The following is a 17,423-nucleotide window of genomic DNA, read 5'->3' as shown; positions in this document are numbered from 1 at the left end:
CTTTAGCGTTGAACGTGTTCCGGTTGATCGCGCTCCGTCGAGTCGTGGTGAACGCCAGTCGGACCGCAACCAGCTCGTTGCTGGCTGGGTTCTCCCACGGCAAGGTGACCCTGACCGGAGGGAACTCCTCGAGATGCCCACGGAGAAGGTCAGTCACGCTGTCCGGGAGCGGCACCCGGCGGTCTCGGTCGCTCTTGGGAAGCCCGAACACCAGACGATCCCGAACGATCTTGACTTGCCGGACGATGTGCAGCCAGCCGCCATCGAAGTCAACGTCATCGGGCGAGAGTCCGAGGATCTCGCCTTGACGCATGCCGCACCGGCGAGTGTCGCTTCTCGTTGTTCTGTTGATCCATCATCGCGCTGCCCTGCCCTTCGCCACATGCGAGCCCGTCAGCGAACGGCGCTCGCTTCTCATCTGATCTGGCGGATTCCGTACCGTATGCAAGATCGGATTGGCTGACGGTCCAAAGACACTTCGGAGCGTCACTGGACGTCCGGGGTAACAGGCTCAGCCGAGCTGATGCGGCGCGTTCTCGGGCCGAAAGCCACGGATAGCGGCCTCGATTCGCAGTCCCGCCCCAGTGACCACGAGCAGGCCCGCGACAATCAGGTAACCCCGGGGCGCGTTGACGGCAACGAAACCCGCTACCAGACCGGCCACTATGAACCATGTGCCAGGCGAAGCTCGACGACGTCGTTCCCGCGAACCTTCACTGGCGGCGTCGCAGCATGACCGTTACGGCGCCGGCGAGCGCGCCGAGCAGCGCACCGAGAAATCCAGTTCCGATCATCGCGTCGTTGGCTTCGTAACCGCCGTGGGCCAGCCACGCGAACACGGCACCGGCGGCGGCACCGATCAGACCACCAAGAACGATCACGACCGTGGCGTTCAACCATGCCTCCTCCGTCGTGATGACATCAGTACAGCCACACCGACCAGGCCGAGCCCGCCCGCCGCGACCAGTTGGACGACGTTGCCTGAGGACCGAGCCGATTTTACTACCACGAGCACCACCGCGGTCGGCTGGTTGTAGCCGCCTTGCGCGGTCAGCCGGATCTGATACTGCCCGGTCTCGGCTGCGATCACCTGGAAGGATCCGGTCCGCCCAGTGCCGACCGACCCGTACTCGGTGTGTTCCCGGTTCAGCCGGATCGGCCCGCCAGCCGTTTCCGCCGCCACGGTCACCGGGCGGTCTGCGCGCTCGCCGCGTCGGCTCAATGCGTACGCGAGATCGACGGGTTCACCCACCCGGGCGTCGATCTGGGCCGGTGCCGAGATAGCGAGTTGCTCGGGATCGGCCGCAGTGCGGTAAAGGCCACTCGCCGGCTCGATCCGGATGTCCTGCACCAGAGCGCCGCGGTCCTCCAAGGAAATCTCGAACGAGCCTGTACCGGCCCGGATGCCTTTGGTCTGCACATAGTTTTCGTACACCACGTCGGTCGTCTGATCCCGAGTGACCGTGTTCCGTGGCCCGCCAAGGTAACCGTCGTGGAAAACCCGTACGCCGTCGGCCTGGGATCGCAGGGTGACCAATGCCGCCGCGCCCCCGTTCACCGATGCAGTGACGCGGGCCGATCCCCGGTCGGCGCCGCCCTCCGCGAACGTCACCCTGAAGCGTAAGGCGAAGGTGAACCAGGTAGTGGGTCCCTGGGCCGCGCCCGACGGGAGCGTGACCGGGACGGTGACCGAGGTGCGTTTCCGGTCCAGGACAAGCTGTCCGGCCGGCACCGCATCGGCGGTCCAGGATTTCATGGTGGGCTCGGGCTCACCGAGCCCCTTGGAGGCCCTAGCGCCTCCAAGGGGTCCGGCGAGCACGAGGAGCTCTCTTGGATGAGGATGTGGGCGCGTGGGCCGGCATTGCCTAAGCCCAGCAGGCCGTCGCTTCGCGCTGGCTGGTGGACTCCGGCCGAGCTTGATCCTCAGGGTGCGGTACCCCTGTATCAGCAGCTCGCCGCCGTCATCCGGACGCAGATCGAGACTGGAGAACTGGTACCCAACCGGCCGATTCCCAGTGAGCTACGGCTCCAGCAGACGTACGACGTCTCCCGCGATACGGCCCGGCACGCCTTGAAGGTGCTCCGGGAGGCCGGGCTCGTGGTCACCGTTCGGGGCAAGGGCACCTACGTCACCGAACGGGAGTAGCCCCGTCCCCTCGGGCTTCTGGGATAGGGGTTGCCCTCCCGCCCACCGACGACCCAGGCGAAGCCGAACGGCGGACGGTCCCGTACCGGCGGCCCGCCCCGCACGGCCGCCCGGATGTGATGGCCGGCCGCAGGTGAAGTGGCCGTGACGACTGTTACCCGCGCGCAACGAGTCGCCCGTAGGGTCAGGCCATGGCGGATCTTTTCGAGGAGTACCGCCTCGGCCCCGGCTGGGACGAGATGTTCGGCGAGCTCGGCATGCCTCGCGAGACCTACGAGGCCCTGCACGCGACGCTGCAGCCGCTGTCGAGCGCTGAGCTGGGCGTTCGTGCCGAGGTGCTGGCCCGGGCCTTCCTGGACCAGGGCATCACGTTCGCGCTCAAAGGCGTCGAGCGACCCTTTCCCCTCGACATCGTTCCGCGGATCATCGCGGCCGCCGAGTGGCGCACGGTCGAGCTGGGCGTCGCGCAGCGCATCCGCGCGCTGGAGGCGTTCCTCGCCGACGTGTACGGCGCCGGCCAGGTGCTCGCGGACGGCGTGGTGCCGCGGCGGATCATCGCCACCAGCGCCCACTTCCTGCGGGCCGCGGCCGGGATCAACCCGCCCAACGGCGTACGGATCCACGTCGCCGGGGTCGACCTGATCCGCGACGAGCAGGGCGCCTTCCGGGTGCTGGAGGACAACGTGCGGATCCCGTCCGGGGTCAGCTACGTGATGGAGAACCGCCGGGCCATGGCCCAGGTGCTGCCCGAGGTCTTCGCCGCCACCCGGATCCTGCCGGTGGAGTCGTATCCGAGCATGCTGCTGCGGGCCCTGCGCGCGGCTGCCCCGGTCGGCGTCACCGAGCCCACGGTCGTGGTGCTCAGCCCGGGGGTCTACAACTCCGCCTACTTCGAGCACGCCCTGATCGCCCGCGAGATGGGCGTCGAGCTCGTCGAGGGCCGGGACCTGGTCTGCGTCGGCAACGACGTGGCGATGCGGACCACCGCGGGCGAACAGCGCGTCGACGTGATCTACCGGCGGATCGACGACGACTTCCTCGATCCGGTGCACTTCCGGGCCGACTCGGTGATCGGCGTGGCCGGCCTGCTCAACGCGGCCCGGGCCGGGCGGGTCACCATCGCCAACGCGGTCGGCAACGGCGTCGCCGACGACAAGCTGCTCTACACGTACGTGCCCGACCTGATCCGGTACTACCTGGACGAGGAGCCGTTGCTGCCCAACGTGGACACGTACCGGCTGGACGAGCCGGGCGTGCTGCAGGAGGTGCTGCCGCGCGTCGGTGAGCTGGTCCTCAAGCCGGTCGACGGGGCCGGCGGGGCGGGCATCGTGATCGGCTCGCAGGCCTCGGCGGCGGAGCTGGCCGAGGTCACCGCGAAGATCGTCGCCGATCCGCGGGGCTGGATCGCCCAGCGTGAGGTGAAGCTGTCGATGGTGCCCACGCTGATCGGCAACCGGCTGCGCGGCCGGCACGTCGACCTGCGGCCGTTCGCGGTCAACGACGGCGACAAGATCTGGGTGCTGCCCGGCGGCCTCACCCGGGTCGCGCTGCCCGAGGGCGCTCTCGTCGTGAACTCCAGCCAGGGCGGGGGCTCGAAGGACACCTGGGTGCTGGCCGACGCCGACGACACCTCACCGTTCGAGGTGCCGCACCTGGCGGCCGACCCGGCGCCGCTGCCCTCGGCGTCCAGCCCCGAGCCCGGCCCGGGCGCCGGCGCCGCCGACTCCCAGCAGCAGCAACAGCAGCAACAACAACAGGGGAGACCGCGATGCTGAGCCGGATCGCCGAGTCGCTCTACTGGATCGGCCGTTACGTCGAGCGCGCCGAGGACACCGCCCGAATCCTCGACGTGCACCTGCAGCGCATCCTCGCCGACCCGTGGACCAGCGAGGACCAGGCCTGCCGGTCGCTGCTCGCGGTGATGGGCATGCCGATGGAGGACGAGCCGTTCACCGCGGCCCGGGTGGTCGGCCTGCTCGGCCTGGACGAGCGCAGCCCCAGCTCGGTGGTCGGTGCGCTGGCGGCGGCCCGGGAGAACGCCCGCGGCGCCCGCGAGACGGTCTCCTCGGAGATGTGGGAATGCCTCAACTCCACCTGGCACGGCCTGCCCAACGCCCGCCGCCGGGTCGAGCAGCAGGGGGTGCACTCGTTCTTCCGCTGGGTACGGGAACGGTGCGCGGTGATGACCGGGCTGACCGACGCCACCATGAGCCGGGACGAGGGCTGGCTGTTCCTGGTGCTGGGCCGCAGCGTGGAACGGGTGGACATGACCGCCCGGCTGCTGCGTACGCACGAGCGGGCCGGCGGGAGCATTCCGTCGTGGCTGACGCTGTTGCGTTCCAGCGGGGCCTGGGAGACGTTCCTGCGGACGTACCGGGGATCGCTGGACGACCGCCACGCGGCGGAGTTCCTGCTGCTGGACCGGCTCTTCCCGCGCTCGGTCTTCGCCGCGCTCTCCACCGCCGAGGGCTGCCTCACCGACCTGGAGCCGGACCCGGGCCGGGCCGGCGTGGCCACCGACGCCCAGCGGATCGTCGGGCGCGCCCGCACCAACCTGGAGTTCCGCGGCGCGGACGAGCTGATCGACGACCTCGGGCCGGTGCTGGCCAGCCTGGAGAAGACGTGCTCGCAGGTCAACGAGGCCGTCTCGCGGCGCTACTTCCGGCAGACGACCGCGGTCAACTGGGTTCGGGGAGCGGTGGTGGCGTGAGTATCGCGTCGGTGGACAGCTGGCGGCTGAAAATCCAGCACCGCAGCGGCTTCGACTACGCCGGGCCGGTGTCGTCGTCCTACAACGAGGCCCGGATGTGGCCGCGCAACGAGACCCACCAGGCGGTGCTGGACGCCCGGGTGGAGGTGTGGCCGCCGGCGCGCACGTACCGCTACGAGGACTACTGGGGCACCGTGGTCACGGCGTTCGACGTCCATGCCCGGCACGAGGCGCTGACCGTCACGGCCACGTCCACGGTGGAGACGCTGCCGCCGGGTGACCTGATCGAGCAGGGCGAGGGCGCGGCCTGGGACGAGCTGGCGGTGCCGGAGAACGTCGACCGCTGGTACGAGCTGCTGCTGGGCACCAAGCGCACCGGCCTGAACGACGAGCTGACCGGGATCGCGGCCGACATCCGCGCGGCGCACGCGACCCCGCATGCCGCCGCCCTGGCCGTCTGCGAGTTCGTACGCGGCGAGGTCACCTACCAGCCCGGCGCCACGGGCGTGCAGAGCGACGCCCTGCACGCGTGGGAACAACGCAAAGGCGTCTGCCAGGACATCAGCCACCTGACCGTGGGCCTGCTGCGTGAGATGGGACTGCCGGCCCGGTACGTCTCCGGCTACCTGCACCCGAAGCCGTCGGCGGCGATCGGGGACAGCGTGGTCGGCCAGAGCCACGCCTGGGTCGAGTGGTGGGTGGGCCGCTGGACGGCCTTCGACCCGACCAACGGCGTGCCGGTGGGGGAGCGCCATGTCGTGGTGGGGCGGGGCCGGGAGTACGGCGACGTGCCGCCGCTCAAGGGCGTGTACGCGGGCCCGGCCAGCACCGGCCAGGGCGTCGAGGTGACGATCACCCGGCTTCGCTGACCCGGCTCCGGCGACCAGGGGATCGCCGGGCCGGTTTCCGAGCCGCCGCCGGACCGGCTTCGGGCCTGCCTGGGGCCGCCCCCGACGGCCGCGCCCCCGACGGCCGCGCCCCCGACGGCCCGGTGTCCGGCCGACGGCCTGGCTGTCCGGCGCTCAGGCAAGTGCGACGGTCAGCGCTGCGGCCACGAACACTGCTTGTAGAGCGGTGCGCAGCGGCAGTGGGGTGGCGGGCTTGCCGGCCAGCTCCACGTGGTGCCGGGCCGCGTGCACGTTGGCCGGGAACATCACCAGCATCAGCAGGGCCAGGCAGCCCGCCGCGAGGCGGTAGGTCGCCGGCAGCAGCAGTCCCGCAGCGCCGGCCAGCTCCAGGACGCCGGTGACCGTGACCAGTAGCTCCGGCCGGGGCAACCGCGGCGGGACCATGGCGACCAGGCTCGCCCGCCGGCCGAGGCCGAAGTGGGCGAGGCCGGTCAGCACGAACATCAGGGCCAGCCCCACCCGCAGCCCGGGCAGCCAGCCGTCGAGAGCGTCCACGCCGAGCAGGCCGAGCAGCCGGGCCAGCAGCGTGCCGGCGAACAAAGTGACCAGGGGTGCCATCGCATGTCCTCCAAACTTGTCAATGCCAAGATGCCTCGGCCGCCCCCATCTTGTCAATGGAAAGTTATGCTGACGACATGGCGAAGGAGAGCTACCACCACGGGGATCTGCGGCGCGCGCTGCTGGCGGCCGCCGCCGAGGCGATCACCGAGGAGGGCCCGGCGGCGCTGAGCCTGCGTGACCTCGCCCGGCGGGCCGGCGTCTCCCACGCTGCGCCGGCGCACCACTTCGGGGACAAGCGCGGTCTGCTCACGGCGCTGGCGGCGGAGGGCTTCGACCGGCTGGCGGCGGCGCTGCGGGAGACCCGCGGGGCGACGGGCAGCTTCCTCGAGCTCGGCGTCACCTACGTACGGTTCGCGACGACGCACCGGGCGCACTTCGAGGTGATGTGGCGCCCGGACCTCTACCGCGCGGACGACCCGGCGCTGCTGGCCGCGCGGGACAGATCGAGCGCCGCGCTCTACTCAGGAGTCGCGGATCTGCCCGACGGTCAGGCCGGCGGGGACGTGCGGGAGACCGGGCTGGCGGCGTGGTCGCTCGCGCACGGTTTCGCGACGCTGTGGCTCAGCGGCGCGCTCCCGGACATGCCCGAGCTGCCCGACGAAGCGGCCCGCGCCGTGCTCCGGCACCTGACCCCCGCCGGCTGAGCCGGTCAGGCGATCAGGCGATCGTCCGGTCGTTTGCTGGGCCGGTCAGGCGATTGCCCGGCCGCGCCGGCTGAGCCGGTCAGGCGATCTCGCAGATCGTCGTGCCGGCGGTCACGGTGCCGCCGACCTCGACCGACAGGCCCGAGACCGTGCCGGCGCGGTGGGCCGGCAGCGGCTGCTCCATTTTCATCGCCTCGACGACCACGATGACGTCGCCCTCCGAGACGGTGTCACCGTTCTGGGCGGCGACCTTGACGATGGTGCCCTGCATCGGGGCGGTCAACGCGGCGGCGCCGCCTGCTCCCGCGGCCTGGGCTCCGGACCCCGAACGGCGAGCATGGGGGCGGGCTGGGGTGACTGTGCGCGTACCGGAAAGGTTGGCCGGGAGGCGCACTTCCAGGCGCTTGCCGCCGACCTCGACCACGACGGTCTCTCGCTCTTGATCCTGGTCGGGCACGGGGACCGGGGTGAAGGCGGGGACGCCACCCGCCCATTCGGTCTCGATCCAGTTGGTGTGCACGGTGAAGTCCACGAAGGCCGGGTCGCGCACGACCAGGCGGTGGAACGGGAGCACCGTGGCCAGACCCTCGATGACCGTCTCGTCGAGCACGCGGCGGGCGCGTTGCAGCGCCTCGGTGCGGTCGGCGCCGGTCACGATGATCTTCGCCAGCAGGGAGTCGAAGTTGCCGCCGATCACGCTGCCGGCCTCGACGCCCGCGTCCACCCGCACGCCCGGGCCGGACGGCCAGGTCAGGCTCGTGACCTGGCCCGGGGCCGGCAGGAAGTTGCGGCCGGCGTCCTCGCCGTTGATCCGGAACTCGATCGAGTGCCCGCGCGGGACCGGGTCCTCGGTGAACGGCAGGCGCGCGCCGTCGGCGATGCGGAACTGCTCGCGCACCAGGTCCAGGCCGGTGGTCTCCTCGCTGACCGGGTGCTCGACCTGCAGCCGCGTGTTGACCTCGAGGAACGAGATGGTGCCGTCCTGGCCGACGAGGTATTCGACCGTGCCGGCGCCGTGGTAGCCGGCCTCGCGGCAGATCGCCTTGGCGCTGGTGTGGATCCGCTCGCGCTGGTCGTCGCTGAGGAACGGCGCCGGGGCCTCCTCGACGAGCTTCTGGTGGCGGCGCTGCAGGGAGCAGTCGCGGGTGCCGACCACGATCACAGTGCCGTGGGTGTCCGCCAGGACCTGCGCCTCGACGTGCCGGGGGCGGTCGAGGTAACGCTCGACGAAGCACTCGCCGCGGCCGAACGCGGCCACCGCCTCGCGCGTCGCCGACTCGAACAGCGCTGGGATCTCCTCGGCGGTGCGGGCGACCTTGAGGCCGCGGCCGCCGCCGCCGAACGCCGCCTTGATGGCGACCGGCAGGCCGTGCTCGCGGGCGAACGCGATGATCTCGTCGGCGTCCTTGACCGGCTCGGGCGTGCCCGGCACCAGCGGCGCGCCGGCGCGCTGCGCGATGTGCCGGGCGGTGACCTTGTCACCCAGGTCGCGAATCGCCTGCGGCGTCGGGCCGATCCAGGTCAGACCCGCATCCTGTACGGCCTGAGCGAAGTCGGCGTTCTCCGACAGGAAGCCGTAGCCGGGGTGGACGGCGTCGGCGCCACTGCGGGCGGCGACCTCGAGCAGCTTGTCGATGCGCAGATACGTCTCCGCCGCGGTCTCGCCCTCCAGCGCGTACGCCTCGTCGGCGAGCCGCGCGGGCAGCGCGTCCCGGTCGGCGTCCGCATAGACGGCGACGCTGGTCAGGCCCGCGTCCTTGCAGGCCCGGATGACTCGGACGGCGATCTCGCCGCGATTGGCGATCAGTACCTTGCGCACGGGCTGAGCCTATCGCCCGGCACCGCCGGGCCGCTCAGTCAAGTTTGGCTATTAACCTGTGAGATATGTCGGCGACCCGCATGATGATCCTCGGTCTGGTCCAGTGGATGCAGCCGGTGCACGGCTACGAGGTGCGCCGTGAGCTGCTGAGCTGGAGTGCCGACAAGTGGGCCAACGTGCAGCCCGGCTCGATCTACCACGCGCTGCGCAAGCTGGCCGAAGAGGAGTTGCTGCGCGAGGTGGCGACCGAGCAGGTCGGTGCGCGTCCGGCCCGCACGACGTACGAGATCACCGAGAAGGGCGTCGCCGAGTTCCAGTCGCTGCTGCGCGGCAACTGGTGGTCGATCGCCACGCCGCCGGATCCGTTCATGGCCGCGTTCTCGTTCCTGCCCGCCCTGCCCCGCAGCGAGGCCGCTGCGGCCCTGCGCAACCGCGCGGTCCAGCTCACCGCCGGCATCACGCAGCTGCAGACGCTGATCGGCGCCGACTGGGCCGACAACAAGCCGGTCTACGTGAGCTGGATGTGGGAGCTGTCGATCGAGCGGGCCGAGGCGGAGATCCGCTGGTGCGAGCGCATCGCGGAGCAGATCGAGAAGAACGAGCCGTACTTTCCGGCCGCCGCCAAGGACTCACCCGGCAGGAATGATCTCTGATTAATCAAGTTTGACTAGCCGCGCCGGCCGGTCCTACGCTGCCTCACGACCGGTGGCGGGCGGCCGCCTGCCGACAACTGGGGGTCACCATGATCGAAACGCGGGGGCTGCGGAAGTCCTTCATGTCCCGCCAGGGCCGCGAGAAGAAAACAGTCGACGCCGTCCGGGGCGTCGACCTGACTGTGGACGAGGGCGAGATCTTCGGCTTCCTCGGCCCGAACGGCGCCGGGAAGACCACGACGCTGCGCATGCTCGCCACACTCATCCAGCCCGACGGGGGCGAGGCCACCATCGCGGGCGCCGATCTGCGCAAGGACCCGGGCGAGGTCAGGCGCCGGATCGGGTACGTGGCCCAGGGCGGCAGCACCTGGGACGACTCCACCGCCCGCGAGGAACTGGTCCTGCAGGGCCGCCTCTACGGCATCTCGAAGTCCGTCGCCACCGAACGGGCCAACCGCGTGCTGGAGGGTTTCCAGCTCAGCGAGTACGCCGACCGCAAGTGCAAGACCTACTCCGGGGGCCAGCGCCGCCGGGTCGACATCGCCCTCGGCATCATCCACGAGCCGAAGGTGGTCTTCCTCGACGAGCCGACCACCGGCCTCGACCCGCAGAGCCGCGCCCACATGTGGGACGAGATCCGCCGGCTGCGGGCCGAAGGCATGACCGTCTTCATCACCACGCACTACCTCGACGAGGCGGACGCGCTCTGCGACCGCATCTCGATCATGGACAACGGCGAGATCGTCGCCTCGGGCACCCCGGCGGCGCTCAAGCGCGAGATCTCCGGCGACGTGGTCCGCGTCGGGGTGTCGTCACCGGCCCGCGCGGCCGAGGCGCTGGGATCGGCCGACTTCATCAACAAGCTGGAGACCCACGACGACAGCGTCCGGCTCTACGTCGACGAGGGCGCGACCGCGATCCCGCTGATCCTGCGCGCCCTGGACAGCGCGTCGGTGCCGCTGGGCACGATCGAGCTGCACCGGCCCAGCCTGGACGACGTGTTCCTGACCAAGACCGGCCGATCGCTGCGGGAGAGCTGAGCTGTGAAACTGGTACGCGACACCTCACTGATCTTCCAGCGGCAGATGCAGCTGCTGCTGCGCAACCCGGTCTGGATCCTCGTCGGCATCTTCCAGCCGGTGATGTACCTGCTGCTGTTCGCCCCGCTGCTGAAGCCGGCGCTGGGCGTGCGGACCAACGCCGAGGCGTACGAGATCTTCGTGCCCGGCCTGCTCGTGCTGCTGGCCATCTTCGGCGGCCTGTTCCAGGGCTTCGGCCTGATCGCCGAGCTGCGCGCGGGCGTGATCGAGCGCTCCCGGGTCACCCCGGTCAGCCGGTTCGCCCTGCTGCTGGGACGCTCGCTGCGCGACACCGTGTCCCTGCTGGCCCAGGCGGTGATCATCACGCTGCTGGCGCTCGCCTTCGACCTGCGGGTGTTCATCGGCAACCTGATGCTGGCGTACCTGATGCTGGCTCTGATCTCGCTGATGACCTCGGCGCTGTCGTACGGGGTGGCGCTGGCGGTCAAGAGCGAGGACGCGCTGGCGCCGCTGATGAACACGGTGGCTCAGCCCGTACTGCTGCTGTCCGGGATTCTGCTGCCGTTGACCTTCGCCCCGGGGTGGTTGCAGGCGGTCGCGGACTGGAACCCGTTCTCCTGGGCGGTCAACGGGGTGCGCGCTCTGTTCCTGGGTGATCTGGGTGCGCCCGCGGTCTGGCAGGGATTGCTGATCATGGCGGCGCTGGCCGCTTTGGCGTTGGCGTGGGCGGCTCGGTTGTTCGCTCGCAGCGTGCGCTGACCTGGGCCTTCGGGTCCTTCTGGTCCTTCGGGTCCTTTGTGATCCGCCGGCTGGCCCGGCGTCCTTCGGTCCGCTGGCTTCCCTTTGGTCCGCCGGCTTCCTCAGGGGAGCCGGCGGGCGATGGTCAGGCCGTCGGCGATCGGGAGGATGACCAGCTCGACGCGCGGATCGTTGCGGGCCACCTCGTTGAAGCCGGTGATGAACCGGTCGGACTCGCTGCGCGGGTCGACGACCCGGCCGGACCACAGGGTGTTGTCGACCAGAATGACCCCGCCGGGCCGCACCCGGGGCACCAGCTCGTTCCAGTACGTCACGTAGCCGCCCTTGTCGGCGTCGATGAAGACCAGATCGAGGTACGGCTCGTCGGGCAGTTCCTTGATCCGCTCGGCGGCCCGCCCGAGCCGCAGGTCGATCCGGTCGTCGACCCCGGCCCGCTCCCAGTAGCGGTGCGCCAGCCGGGTGAACTGCTCGGAGATGTCGAAACAGACCAGCTTCCCGCCGTCGGCGAGACCCCGGGCGATGGAGAGCGCGGACAGCCCGGTGAAGGTGCCGACTTCAACCGCATGCCGTACGCCGAGCAGCGACGTCAGCATCCGCAGGAACGCGGCCTGCTCGGGCGCGACCTGCATGCTGGCATGCCCGGCCACCACGGTCCGCGTCTCGGCGATGAGCTCGGCGGCGATCTCGTCGACCGGCGTGCTGTGACTGAGCACGTAGTCGTGCAGCTCGGGGGTGAGGGGAAGTTCCTTGAAACTCACGCCTGAGCCCTCCACAGCTGAGGAACGGTGAGACCGAAAGTCATGAGCAACCGCCGCAGCAGCGGCAGGGACAACCCGATGACATTGCCGGCATCCCCCTCGATCCGTTCGACGAAGGCGCCACCCTTGCCGTCGATGGTGAAAGCTCCGGCGACGTGCAACGGCTCACCGGAGGCGACGTACGCCAAGATCTCATCATCGGTGAGATCGGCGAAATGCACCACAGTGGCGCCGACGTCCTCGGCCTGCTTCCCACTGACCAGGTCGGTGAGATGGTGCCCGGTGTGCAGAACACCGGACCGCCCCCGCATGGCCTGCCAGCGCCGGACGGCCTCGGCGGGACTGTGCGGCTTCCCGAGAATCTGCCCGTCGAACGCGAGAACGGAATCGCACCCGAGCACAAGAACCCCAGGATCAGCCGGCAGCGTGGCAGCGACGGCCCGCGCCTTCATCCGGGCAAGCGTCAGGCACAGCTCCGCGGCGTCATCAGCCTCTACTACGGACTCGTCAACGCCACTGACCTGGACATCAACGTCAATGCCGGCGGCGGCGAGAAGGGCCCGCCGGGCCGGGCTGGCCGAAGCGAGCACCAGATGGGGGGCGATGTCGGTCTGCACGGGAGTCAACGCTACAAGCCTGGATCATCCGGAGGTCGGGTGGGAGCGGCGGCGCGCTAGAAGAAAGGCGACGAGCCCGCCGAGGGCGACGAGGACGGCGACACCGCCGACTATGAGGGGTGTGTTGCTGCTGGCTGGTTCAGTTTCGGCTTGGGGGGCGGGTGCGGGGGCCGGTGCGGCGGTGGTTGCGGTGGGAGCCGGAGCGGCGGACGCCGCCGGAGAGGAAGCGGGATCACTGAGCGCAGCGACGATGTCGATGATGCCGTGCCCGTAGTCGGGATCGACGCCAGGCGCACCCTTGTCGACGGCGGTGGACTCAAGCCGCTCGACAACCTCGGCGGCGCTCATGTTCGGGTACTTGCTCCGTAGCAGAGCGGCCGCGCCAGAGACGATGGCCGCCGAGTCCGAGGTCCCGGTGCCTGTCTCATAATCCTGTCCCCGAGAAGCGCCTTCGATGCCCTCCCCTGGCGCCATCAAGTCCAAAGCAGCGCCGGAGACCGAAACGGCAGACTTCTTGCCAGACTTGTCCGTGGCGCCAACTGCTACGACTTCTTCAAAGACAGCGGGAGGCGTGATAGCGAAGTAATCAGGCTTATTGCCAGCAGAGGCAACCATTACTACATCCGCTCTGGCTGCTGCCTGCACGGCGTCCAACGTTCTAGGGTCCACGCCGCTTGAAAGTGAAAGGTTAATAACCTTTGCGCCCTGAGAGACGGCGTATTCAATTGCCTCTCCCACTTCGACGTTGTCTCGAGGCCTATCGTCGAAGACTCGAATGGGAAGGATCTGGGCATCCGGTGCAATGCCGAGAGCGCCTCGCCCGCCTTTTCCATGCGCAGCGATCAGGCTGGCCATTTTCGTACCGTGCCCTGCGTTATCTGTCCGGCCGTTCCCTCCGCGCTTTACATAATCGATGCCATTAAGCACGCTGCCGGCAAGGTCCGGATGGCTGGACACGCCTGAGTCAATGACAGCAACCGTTACGCCTCTGCCTGTGCTAATACGCTGAGCGTTGGCGATATCAAGAGACTTAAGGTGCCACTGCTTGTCTCTAACGGCATCAGTGGCAAGGGCCGGTGTGCCGCAGAGAGCGGCGCTGGCTCCCGCCAGCGCCGCTGCAAATGCCGCTATGACTTGACGATTCATCTCGAGTAACCGATGGCGGGTCCCGGATCGATGGGTCCTTGGTCACTTGGTGGGAGAACGATTGGGGTCACGCCTTCCTCAGTTACCCACGGATTGTCCGGATCCCACCGTGTCGATTCCGTATCGTCGCGCCTAGGGTGCCGGCCAGCCGTCTGGTTCGGGAACGGGGTGTTCGAACTGCTGATGCTGCGATTCGCGGGAGCGCTACCACATGCCGGTGACCCGCCCTGTTGGCCGATGACGCCACCAACGGGGTTAGGTCGCGCTGATCCGCCCGGACGTGTGCCCGGACCACCTGCAGGCATCTGTCCGATCATGCCGCTACCGGGGTTGGCGCCGATGACGCCGCCCGAAGGAATTGTCAGTCGACCCGCTGGCCCTGCCCCAATTCCGGGCTTGACCGAACCGCCCGGCACGACTTTGCTACCGTTCGGGGAAAATCCGCCGGGCGGTACGAGGCCTTGGCCTCCGTTCGGACCAATGATTCCTGGCAGAACGCCAGGAGTCGAAGGTGCCGGAAGGGTGGCCGGGCCAGTAATCGGTGGTGTTCCCGGAGTTGGTGGCGTGATCACCGGGGTGGTCCCGGTGCCTCCGAGGACTGGGCCAGTTCCGGTACCTACACCAATAGAACCCGGGCCGGCGGGGACATTGGTTGTCGGCTGTACGGGAATCGCATTGGAGTGAAGCGCCGAGTTGTTGCTTAATCCCACGGTTCCGCCACTGCTAGCGCCGGGCGGGGGGATGATAGGTGGAGTCGCGAATCCAGAACCGGACTCCGATCCCGAAGTACTGGACGTCTTGTCGTCTGCGAACTGGCCACTCGGATTGTACGGCTTTGGCTTCTGCAGAGCAGCCTGCCCGCTCAACAATGTGCTGCTCAGGTCGTACATGATCACCCGAGCCTGCCGGTTCAGCTCCTCCTGCTGCGCCGCCGATACCGGCGGAGTCAGGGCCGTCGGTGACGGCCCCGGCGACGGTGAAGGAGTCGGCGTAGGCGTCGGCGACGCCGCCGCAGCCGCCTGCTTCTGCTGCCAGACGTAGTTCTGCTTGGCGTTGCTCTCGTACTTCTCGTAGAGGGTCTTCAGCTTCTGCCGGGCCAGGCTCAGCGTCAGCGTCACCGTCGAGAACGCCGTGTAGTTGGCTGATGCCGCGTCGTGAGTCGCTTGCAGGTCGGCCATCAGCTTGTCGAGGCGGGCGATGTACGCCGCCGCGGCCGGGCTCTTGGACGGTGGCCACACGCTGGCCAGGTTGTCGCGGTAGACCCGGACCTGGGCGAGGTGGGCCAGCGTCAGGTCGGCCGTCTTGCTCCAGCCGCCGACCACCTGGAAGTGGGCTTCGGTGTCCTGGTTCGCGACGGCCGCCCACATGGCCGGGACTTCCTTGGCCGTCCAGTGGGTGCCGCCGTAGCCGCCGCCTCCGTCAGCGATCAGCATCAGCCGTTCTCCCCTGTTCCGGTCTCGCTCCTCAGCGGGTTGCTCGCCGCGTCGAAGCCTTCGTTGACGTCGCGGACCTGGGCCCGGGCGAAGGCGTCGCTGGAGGCGTACTCCTTGCTGATCGACTTTGCGACCACCGCGAAGTGGTGGGTGCCGTCGCGGAAGTTGAAAGTGTTGGAGAAGGTCTGCTGCTGGACCTCGTGGTGCAGCGTCAGGAAGCTCTCCAGTTCGGGGAAGTCCGAGTTCGCCCTGGGCAGCTTGGTCAGCATGGCCGGGATGACCTGCTGCAGGTGCGGGTCGTATCCGTTCTGGACCTCGTTGGCGAGCGTCGCGGCGAACTCCTCCATCGCGCGGATGTCCGTCTCGATCGAGCTTTCACTGCCGATCAGCGCCGGCGGTCCGTCGTCTGCGATCATGGTGCGAGCCCTCCCCCGAGAGTGCGAAATCTTCCGCGAGAGTAGTCTGTTACGGCTTGTCGCTGCAGCCCCTACCCAGCGCTATGGACAGTCGCAACGCTACCGAGACCCGTCGATGTCTAGCGGGGTTGCGCGGAGGATCGCCAGGACGGCCGGATCGCGGCCGGGCGGGCGCTTCTGGTCCACGGGGTCGGGGCCGGCGGGCGTGAACGTGAATCGCCGCTCACGGATCGGCCGGCCACGACGCACACCAGCGCGGCCAGCTCTTCCGGGGTCGGTGTGCCACGCACGACGCTGACCAGCGGTTCCTCATCCATTGATCAAGCTTACGGCCTTGCGGGAGGTTCTCGGTGACACGCGTCCCACACTCGGCTGATCGATTCGCTGCGGCTCGACAAGACCGGGTATTTTCTGCGTGATGTCTACTTCCCCTCCGCTCATTGTCGCTGACCGTTACCGGCTCGTTGCGCCGCTCGGTCAGGGCGGGATGGGTCGTGTCTGGCGGGCGACCGACGTCGTCCTGCACCGCGAGGTCGCCATCAAAGAGCTCGTGCCGCCACCGGGGCTCACCCCCGAGGAGCGGCAGGAGATGCGCGAGCGCTCGCTGCGGGAAGCGCGGGCCATCGCCCGGCTGAACAACATCAACGTGGTCCGCGTCTTCGACGTGCTGCGTACCGATGCCGATCCGTGGATCGTCATGGAGTACGTCCCGTCGCGGTCCTTGCAGGACATTCTCGCCGCGGACGGGCCGTTCGCCCCGGTCCGCGCCGCCGAGATCGGCCTCGGCGTGCTCAACGCCCTGCGCGCCGCGCACCGCGCCGGCGTCGTGCACCGCGACGTGAAGCCGGGCAACGTGCTGATCAGCGAGGACGGCCGCGTCGTCCTCACCGACTTCGGGCTGGCCACCGTCCCCGGCGACCCGAACGTGACCCGCACCGGCCTGGTGCTGGGCTCACCGGCCTACATCGCGCCGGAACGCGCCCGCGACGGCACCGCCGGTCCCGGCGCCGACCTGTGGTCCCTGGGCGCGACGCTCTACGCGGCCGTCGAGGGTGCCTCACCTTTCGCGCGGCCGTCCGCGATCGCCACGCTGGCTGCTCTGGCCACCGAGAATCCGCCGCCGGCCCGCAACGCCGGGCCGCTCAAGCCGGTGCTCAACGGCCTGCTGCGCAAGGATTCGGCCCACCGCATCAACGCCGAGGAAGCGGAGCGGTTGCTGCTGCGGGCGACCGGCCGCCGGTCGAAGCTGAGCTTCCCGATGAGCCCGACGATGCGCCGCCCCGGCGTCGGCCGCGAGCGTCCGTCCGCGGGCCTCACCCCGCCGGTCGTGCCCGGCGTGTCGGCCTCCGCGCCGGTCGTCCCCGGCCCGCGCCCGCCGGTCACCCCCGCGCGCCCGCCGATCACCCCGGCTCGCCCGCCGATCGTTCCGGCCCGCGCGCAGGACACCCCGCCCGGCCCTCCGGTCAATCCGGGCCGCCCGCCGGCGACCCCGCCCGCGGGCGGACGCGGGCCGATCTTCGTGCCGGGCAAGGCCTCGGTCGGCCGCCCACCGGCGGAAACCCCGACGCGGGTCGACGGCCAGAAGCCGCCCGAGCTGAATGCCACCAAGATCGAAAACCGCTTCGGTACGGGCACACCATCGTCCCCGCCCCCACGGGGAGATACATCAGCTTCGCGCCGTCCAGCCCTGGACGCGACGATGCGCGGGTCGGGCTCCGCTTTCGGCTCGATCACCGCCGACGAGGTGGCCGCCCACCGCAAGCGCCCAGCAACCCCACCGGGCCAACCCGCCACCCCGCCCACCACGGCACCG

General features: G+C 69.6%; 18 protein-coding genes and 1 pseudogene. 9 read left to right on the top strand and 10 right to left on the bottom strand.

Annotation, left to right across the window (positions count from 1 at the left end; genetic code table 11):
* Positions 1-713: 713 nt before the first annotated feature.
* Entirely contained in the window at positions 714-896 is a 183-nt protein-coding gene (locus Aau02nite_RS42165; protein ID WP_212994283.1) for a hypothetical protein, read from the bottom strand.
* Positions 893-1,756: a hypothetical protein gene (locus Aau02nite_RS42160; protein WP_212994282.1), complete on the bottom strand. Its 864-nt coding sequence runs from the start codon at positions 1,754-1,756 to the stop codon at positions 893-895. Before Aau02nite_RS42160 ends, Aau02nite_RS42165 begins: the two co-directional genes overlap by 4 nt.
* Before the next feature lie 78 nt (positions 1,757-1,834).
* On the opposite strand from Aau02nite_RS42160, the gene Aau02nite_RS42155 reads away from it, so the two are divergent.
* From Aau02nite_RS42155 to Aau02nite_RS42140, 4 genes are all read left to right on the top strand, one after another.
* Positions 1,835-2,146, top strand: coding sequence for a GntR family transcriptional regulator (locus Aau02nite_RS42155; protein ID WP_438841230.1), 312 nt, complete (start codon positions 1,835-1,837; stop codon positions 2,144-2,146).
* A 191-nt stretch (positions 2,147-2,337) separates the two neighbouring features.
* A complete protein-coding gene (locus Aau02nite_RS42150) occupies positions 2,338-3,921 on the top strand; it encodes a circularly permuted type 2 ATP-grasp protein (RefSeq protein WP_212994281.1) in 1,584 nt (527 codons plus the stop codon).
* A complete protein-coding gene (locus tag Aau02nite_RS42145; RefSeq protein WP_212994280.1) occupies positions 3,915-4,856 on the top strand; it encodes an alpha-E domain-containing protein in 942 nt (313 codons plus the stop codon). The genes Aau02nite_RS42150 and Aau02nite_RS42145 overlap by 7 nt, the downstream gene beginning before the upstream one ends.
* Complete coding sequence (locus tag Aau02nite_RS42140; RefSeq protein WP_246595852.1) at positions 4,853-5,725, top strand: transglutaminase family protein; 873 nt, start codon at positions 4,853-4,855, stop codon at positions 5,723-5,725. Before Aau02nite_RS42145 ends, Aau02nite_RS42140 begins: the two co-directional genes overlap by 4 nt.
* A 153-nt stretch (positions 5,726-5,878) precedes the next feature.
* On the opposite strand, the gene Aau02nite_RS42135 is transcribed toward Aau02nite_RS42140, so the two are convergent.
* On the bottom strand, positions 5,879-6,322 hold the full coding sequence (locus Aau02nite_RS42135; protein ID WP_212994279.1) for a DoxX family protein: 444 nt from the start codon (positions 6,320-6,322) through the stop codon (positions 5,879-5,881).
* 77 nt (positions 6,323-6,399) lie between these two features.
* Here Aau02nite_RS42135 and Aau02nite_RS42130 point away from each other — a divergent pair, with 77 nt between their 5' ends.
* Entirely contained in the window at positions 6,400-6,969 is a 570-nt protein-coding gene (locus tag Aau02nite_RS42130; protein ID WP_212994278.1) for a TetR/AcrR family transcriptional regulator, read from the top strand.
* Positions 6,970-7,048: 79 nt separating this feature from the next.
* On the opposite strand, the gene Aau02nite_RS42125 is transcribed toward Aau02nite_RS42130, so the two are convergent.
* Positions 7,049-8,788 (bottom strand): acetyl/propionyl/methylcrotonyl-CoA carboxylase subunit alpha, encoded by a 1,740-nt coding sequence (locus tag Aau02nite_RS42125; protein WP_212994277.1) that lies wholly within the window; start codon positions 8,786-8,788, stop codon positions 7,049-7,051.
* 65 nt (positions 8,789-8,853) lie between these two features.
* On the opposite strand from Aau02nite_RS42125, the gene Aau02nite_RS42120 reads away from it, so the two are divergent.
* The 3 genes from Aau02nite_RS42120 to Aau02nite_RS42110 all read left to right on the top strand — a co-directional run bounded on the left by Aau02nite_RS42120 (position 8,854) and on the right by Aau02nite_RS42110 (position 11,240).
* A complete protein-coding gene (locus Aau02nite_RS42120) occupies positions 8,854-9,441 on the top strand; it encodes a PadR family transcriptional regulator (RefSeq protein WP_246595851.1) in 588 nt (195 codons plus the stop codon).
* Positions 9,442-9,530: 89 nt separating this feature from the next.
* Positions 9,531-10,481 (top strand): ATP-binding cassette domain-containing protein, encoded by a 951-nt coding sequence (locus Aau02nite_RS42115; protein WP_212994276.1) that lies wholly within the window; start codon positions 9,531-9,533, stop codon positions 10,479-10,481.
* Positions 10,482-10,484: 3 nt separating this feature from the next.
* Positions 10,485-11,240, top strand: coding sequence for an ABC transporter permease (locus tag Aau02nite_RS42110; RefSeq protein ID WP_212994275.1), 756 nt, complete (start codon positions 10,485-10,487; stop codon positions 11,238-11,240).
* A 101-nt stretch (positions 11,241-11,341) separates the two neighbouring features.
* Here Aau02nite_RS42110 and Aau02nite_RS42105 read toward each other — a convergent pair whose 3' ends face one another.
* The 6 genes from Aau02nite_RS42105 to Aau02nite_RS42080 all read right to left on the bottom strand — a co-directional run bounded on the left by Aau02nite_RS42105 (position 11,342) and on the right by Aau02nite_RS42080 (position 15,927).
* Positions 11,342-11,998 (bottom strand): O-methyltransferase, encoded by a 657-nt coding sequence (locus Aau02nite_RS42105; RefSeq protein WP_212994274.1) that lies wholly within the window; start codon positions 11,996-11,998, stop codon positions 11,342-11,344.
* The gene (locus Aau02nite_RS42100; protein ID WP_212994273.1) at positions 11,995-12,615 is read right to left on the bottom strand and encodes a Maf family protein; all 621 of its coding nucleotides are present in this window, start codon (positions 12,613-12,615) and stop codon (positions 11,995-11,997) included. The genes Aau02nite_RS42105 and Aau02nite_RS42100 overlap by 4 nt, the downstream gene beginning before the upstream one ends.
* A gap of 24 nt (positions 12,616-12,639) precedes the next feature.
* On the bottom strand, positions 12,640-13,761 hold the full coding sequence (gene mycP / locus Aau02nite_RS42095; RefSeq protein ID WP_212994272.1) for a type VII secretion-associated serine protease mycosin: 1,122 nt from the start codon (positions 13,759-13,761) through the stop codon (positions 12,640-12,642).
* Positions 13,758-15,194, bottom strand: coding sequence for a hypothetical protein (locus Aau02nite_RS42090; RefSeq protein ID WP_212994271.1), 1,437 nt, complete (start codon positions 15,192-15,194; stop codon positions 13,758-13,760). Before Aau02nite_RS42090 ends, mycP begins: the two co-directional genes overlap by 4 nt.
* Entirely contained in the window at positions 15,194-15,610 is a 417-nt protein-coding gene (locus tag Aau02nite_RS42085; RefSeq protein WP_212994270.1) for a hypothetical protein, read from the bottom strand. The genes Aau02nite_RS42090 and Aau02nite_RS42085 overlap by 1 nt, the downstream gene beginning before the upstream one ends.
* 119 nt (positions 15,611-15,729) lie before the next feature.
* A complete protein-coding gene (locus Aau02nite_RS42080) occupies positions 15,730-15,927 on the bottom strand; it encodes an acyl-CoA carboxylase subunit epsilon (protein WP_212994269.1) in 198 nt (65 codons plus the stop codon).
* Between the two features lie 101 nt (positions 15,928-16,028).
* On the opposite strand from Aau02nite_RS42080, the pseudogene Aau02nite_RS42075 reads away from it, so the two are divergent.
* Positions 16,029-17,162 (top strand): annotated as a pseudogene (locus Aau02nite_RS42075) (serine/threonine-protein kinase); the annotation flags it as partial.
* Positions 17,163-17,423 lie beyond the last annotated feature (261 nt).

It is taken from the genome of Actinoplanes auranticolor, assembly GCF_018332655.1.
Taxonomy (GTDB): Bacteria; Actinomycetota; Actinomycetes; order Mycobacteriales; family Micromonosporaceae; genus Actinoplanes; species Actinoplanes auranticolor.
This window is presented reverse-complemented; position numbering and strand designations above follow the sequence as displayed.

Excerpts from the sequence above, each read along its gene's own strand:
- Aau02nite_RS42150 (WP_212994281.1), top strand. The coding sequence starts at position 2,338 with ATGGCGGATCTTTTCGAGGAGTACCGCCTCGGCCCCGGCTGGGACGAG.
- mycP (WP_212994272.1), bottom strand. The coding sequence starts at position 13,761 with ATGAATCGTCAAGTCATAGCGGCATTTGCAGCGGCGCTGGCGGGAGCC.
- Aau02nite_RS42115 (WP_212994276.1), top strand. The coding sequence starts at position 9,531 with ATGATCGAAACGCGGGGGCTGCGGAAGTCCTTCATGTCCCGCCAGGGC.
- Aau02nite_RS42120 (WP_246595851.1), top strand. The coding sequence starts at position 8,854 with ATGTCGGCGACCCGCATGATGATCCTCGGTCTGGTCCAGTGGATGCAG.
- Aau02nite_RS42090 (WP_212994271.1), bottom strand. The coding sequence starts at position 15,194 with ATGCTGATCGCTGACGGAGGCGGCGGCTACGGCGGCACCCACTGGACG.
- Aau02nite_RS42160 (WP_212994282.1), bottom strand. The coding sequence starts at position 1,756 with ATGAAATCCTGGACCGCCGATGCGGTGCCGGCCGGACAGCTTGTCCTG.
- Aau02nite_RS42145 (WP_212994280.1), top strand. The coding sequence starts at position 3,915 with ATGCTGAGCCGGATCGCCGAGTCGCTCTACTGGATCGGCCGTTACGTC.
- Aau02nite_RS42155 (WP_438841230.1), top strand. The coding sequence starts at position 1,835 with ATGAGGATGTGGGCGCGTGGGCCGGCATTGCCTAAGCCCAGCAGGCCG.
- Aau02nite_RS42135 (WP_212994279.1), bottom strand. The coding sequence starts at position 6,322 with ATGGCACCCCTGGTCACTTTGTTCGCCGGCACGCTGCTGGCCCGGCTG.
- Aau02nite_RS42130 (WP_212994278.1), top strand. The coding sequence starts at position 6,400 with ATGGCGAAGGAGAGCTACCACCACGGGGATCTGCGGCGCGCGCTGCTG.
- Aau02nite_RS42080 (WP_212994269.1), bottom strand. The coding sequence starts at position 15,927 with ATGGATGAGGAACCGCTGGTCAGCGTCGTGCGTGGCACACCGACCCCG.
- Aau02nite_RS42085 (WP_212994270.1), bottom strand. The coding sequence starts at position 15,610 with ATGATCGCAGACGACGGACCGCCGGCGCTGATCGGCAGTGAAAGCTCG.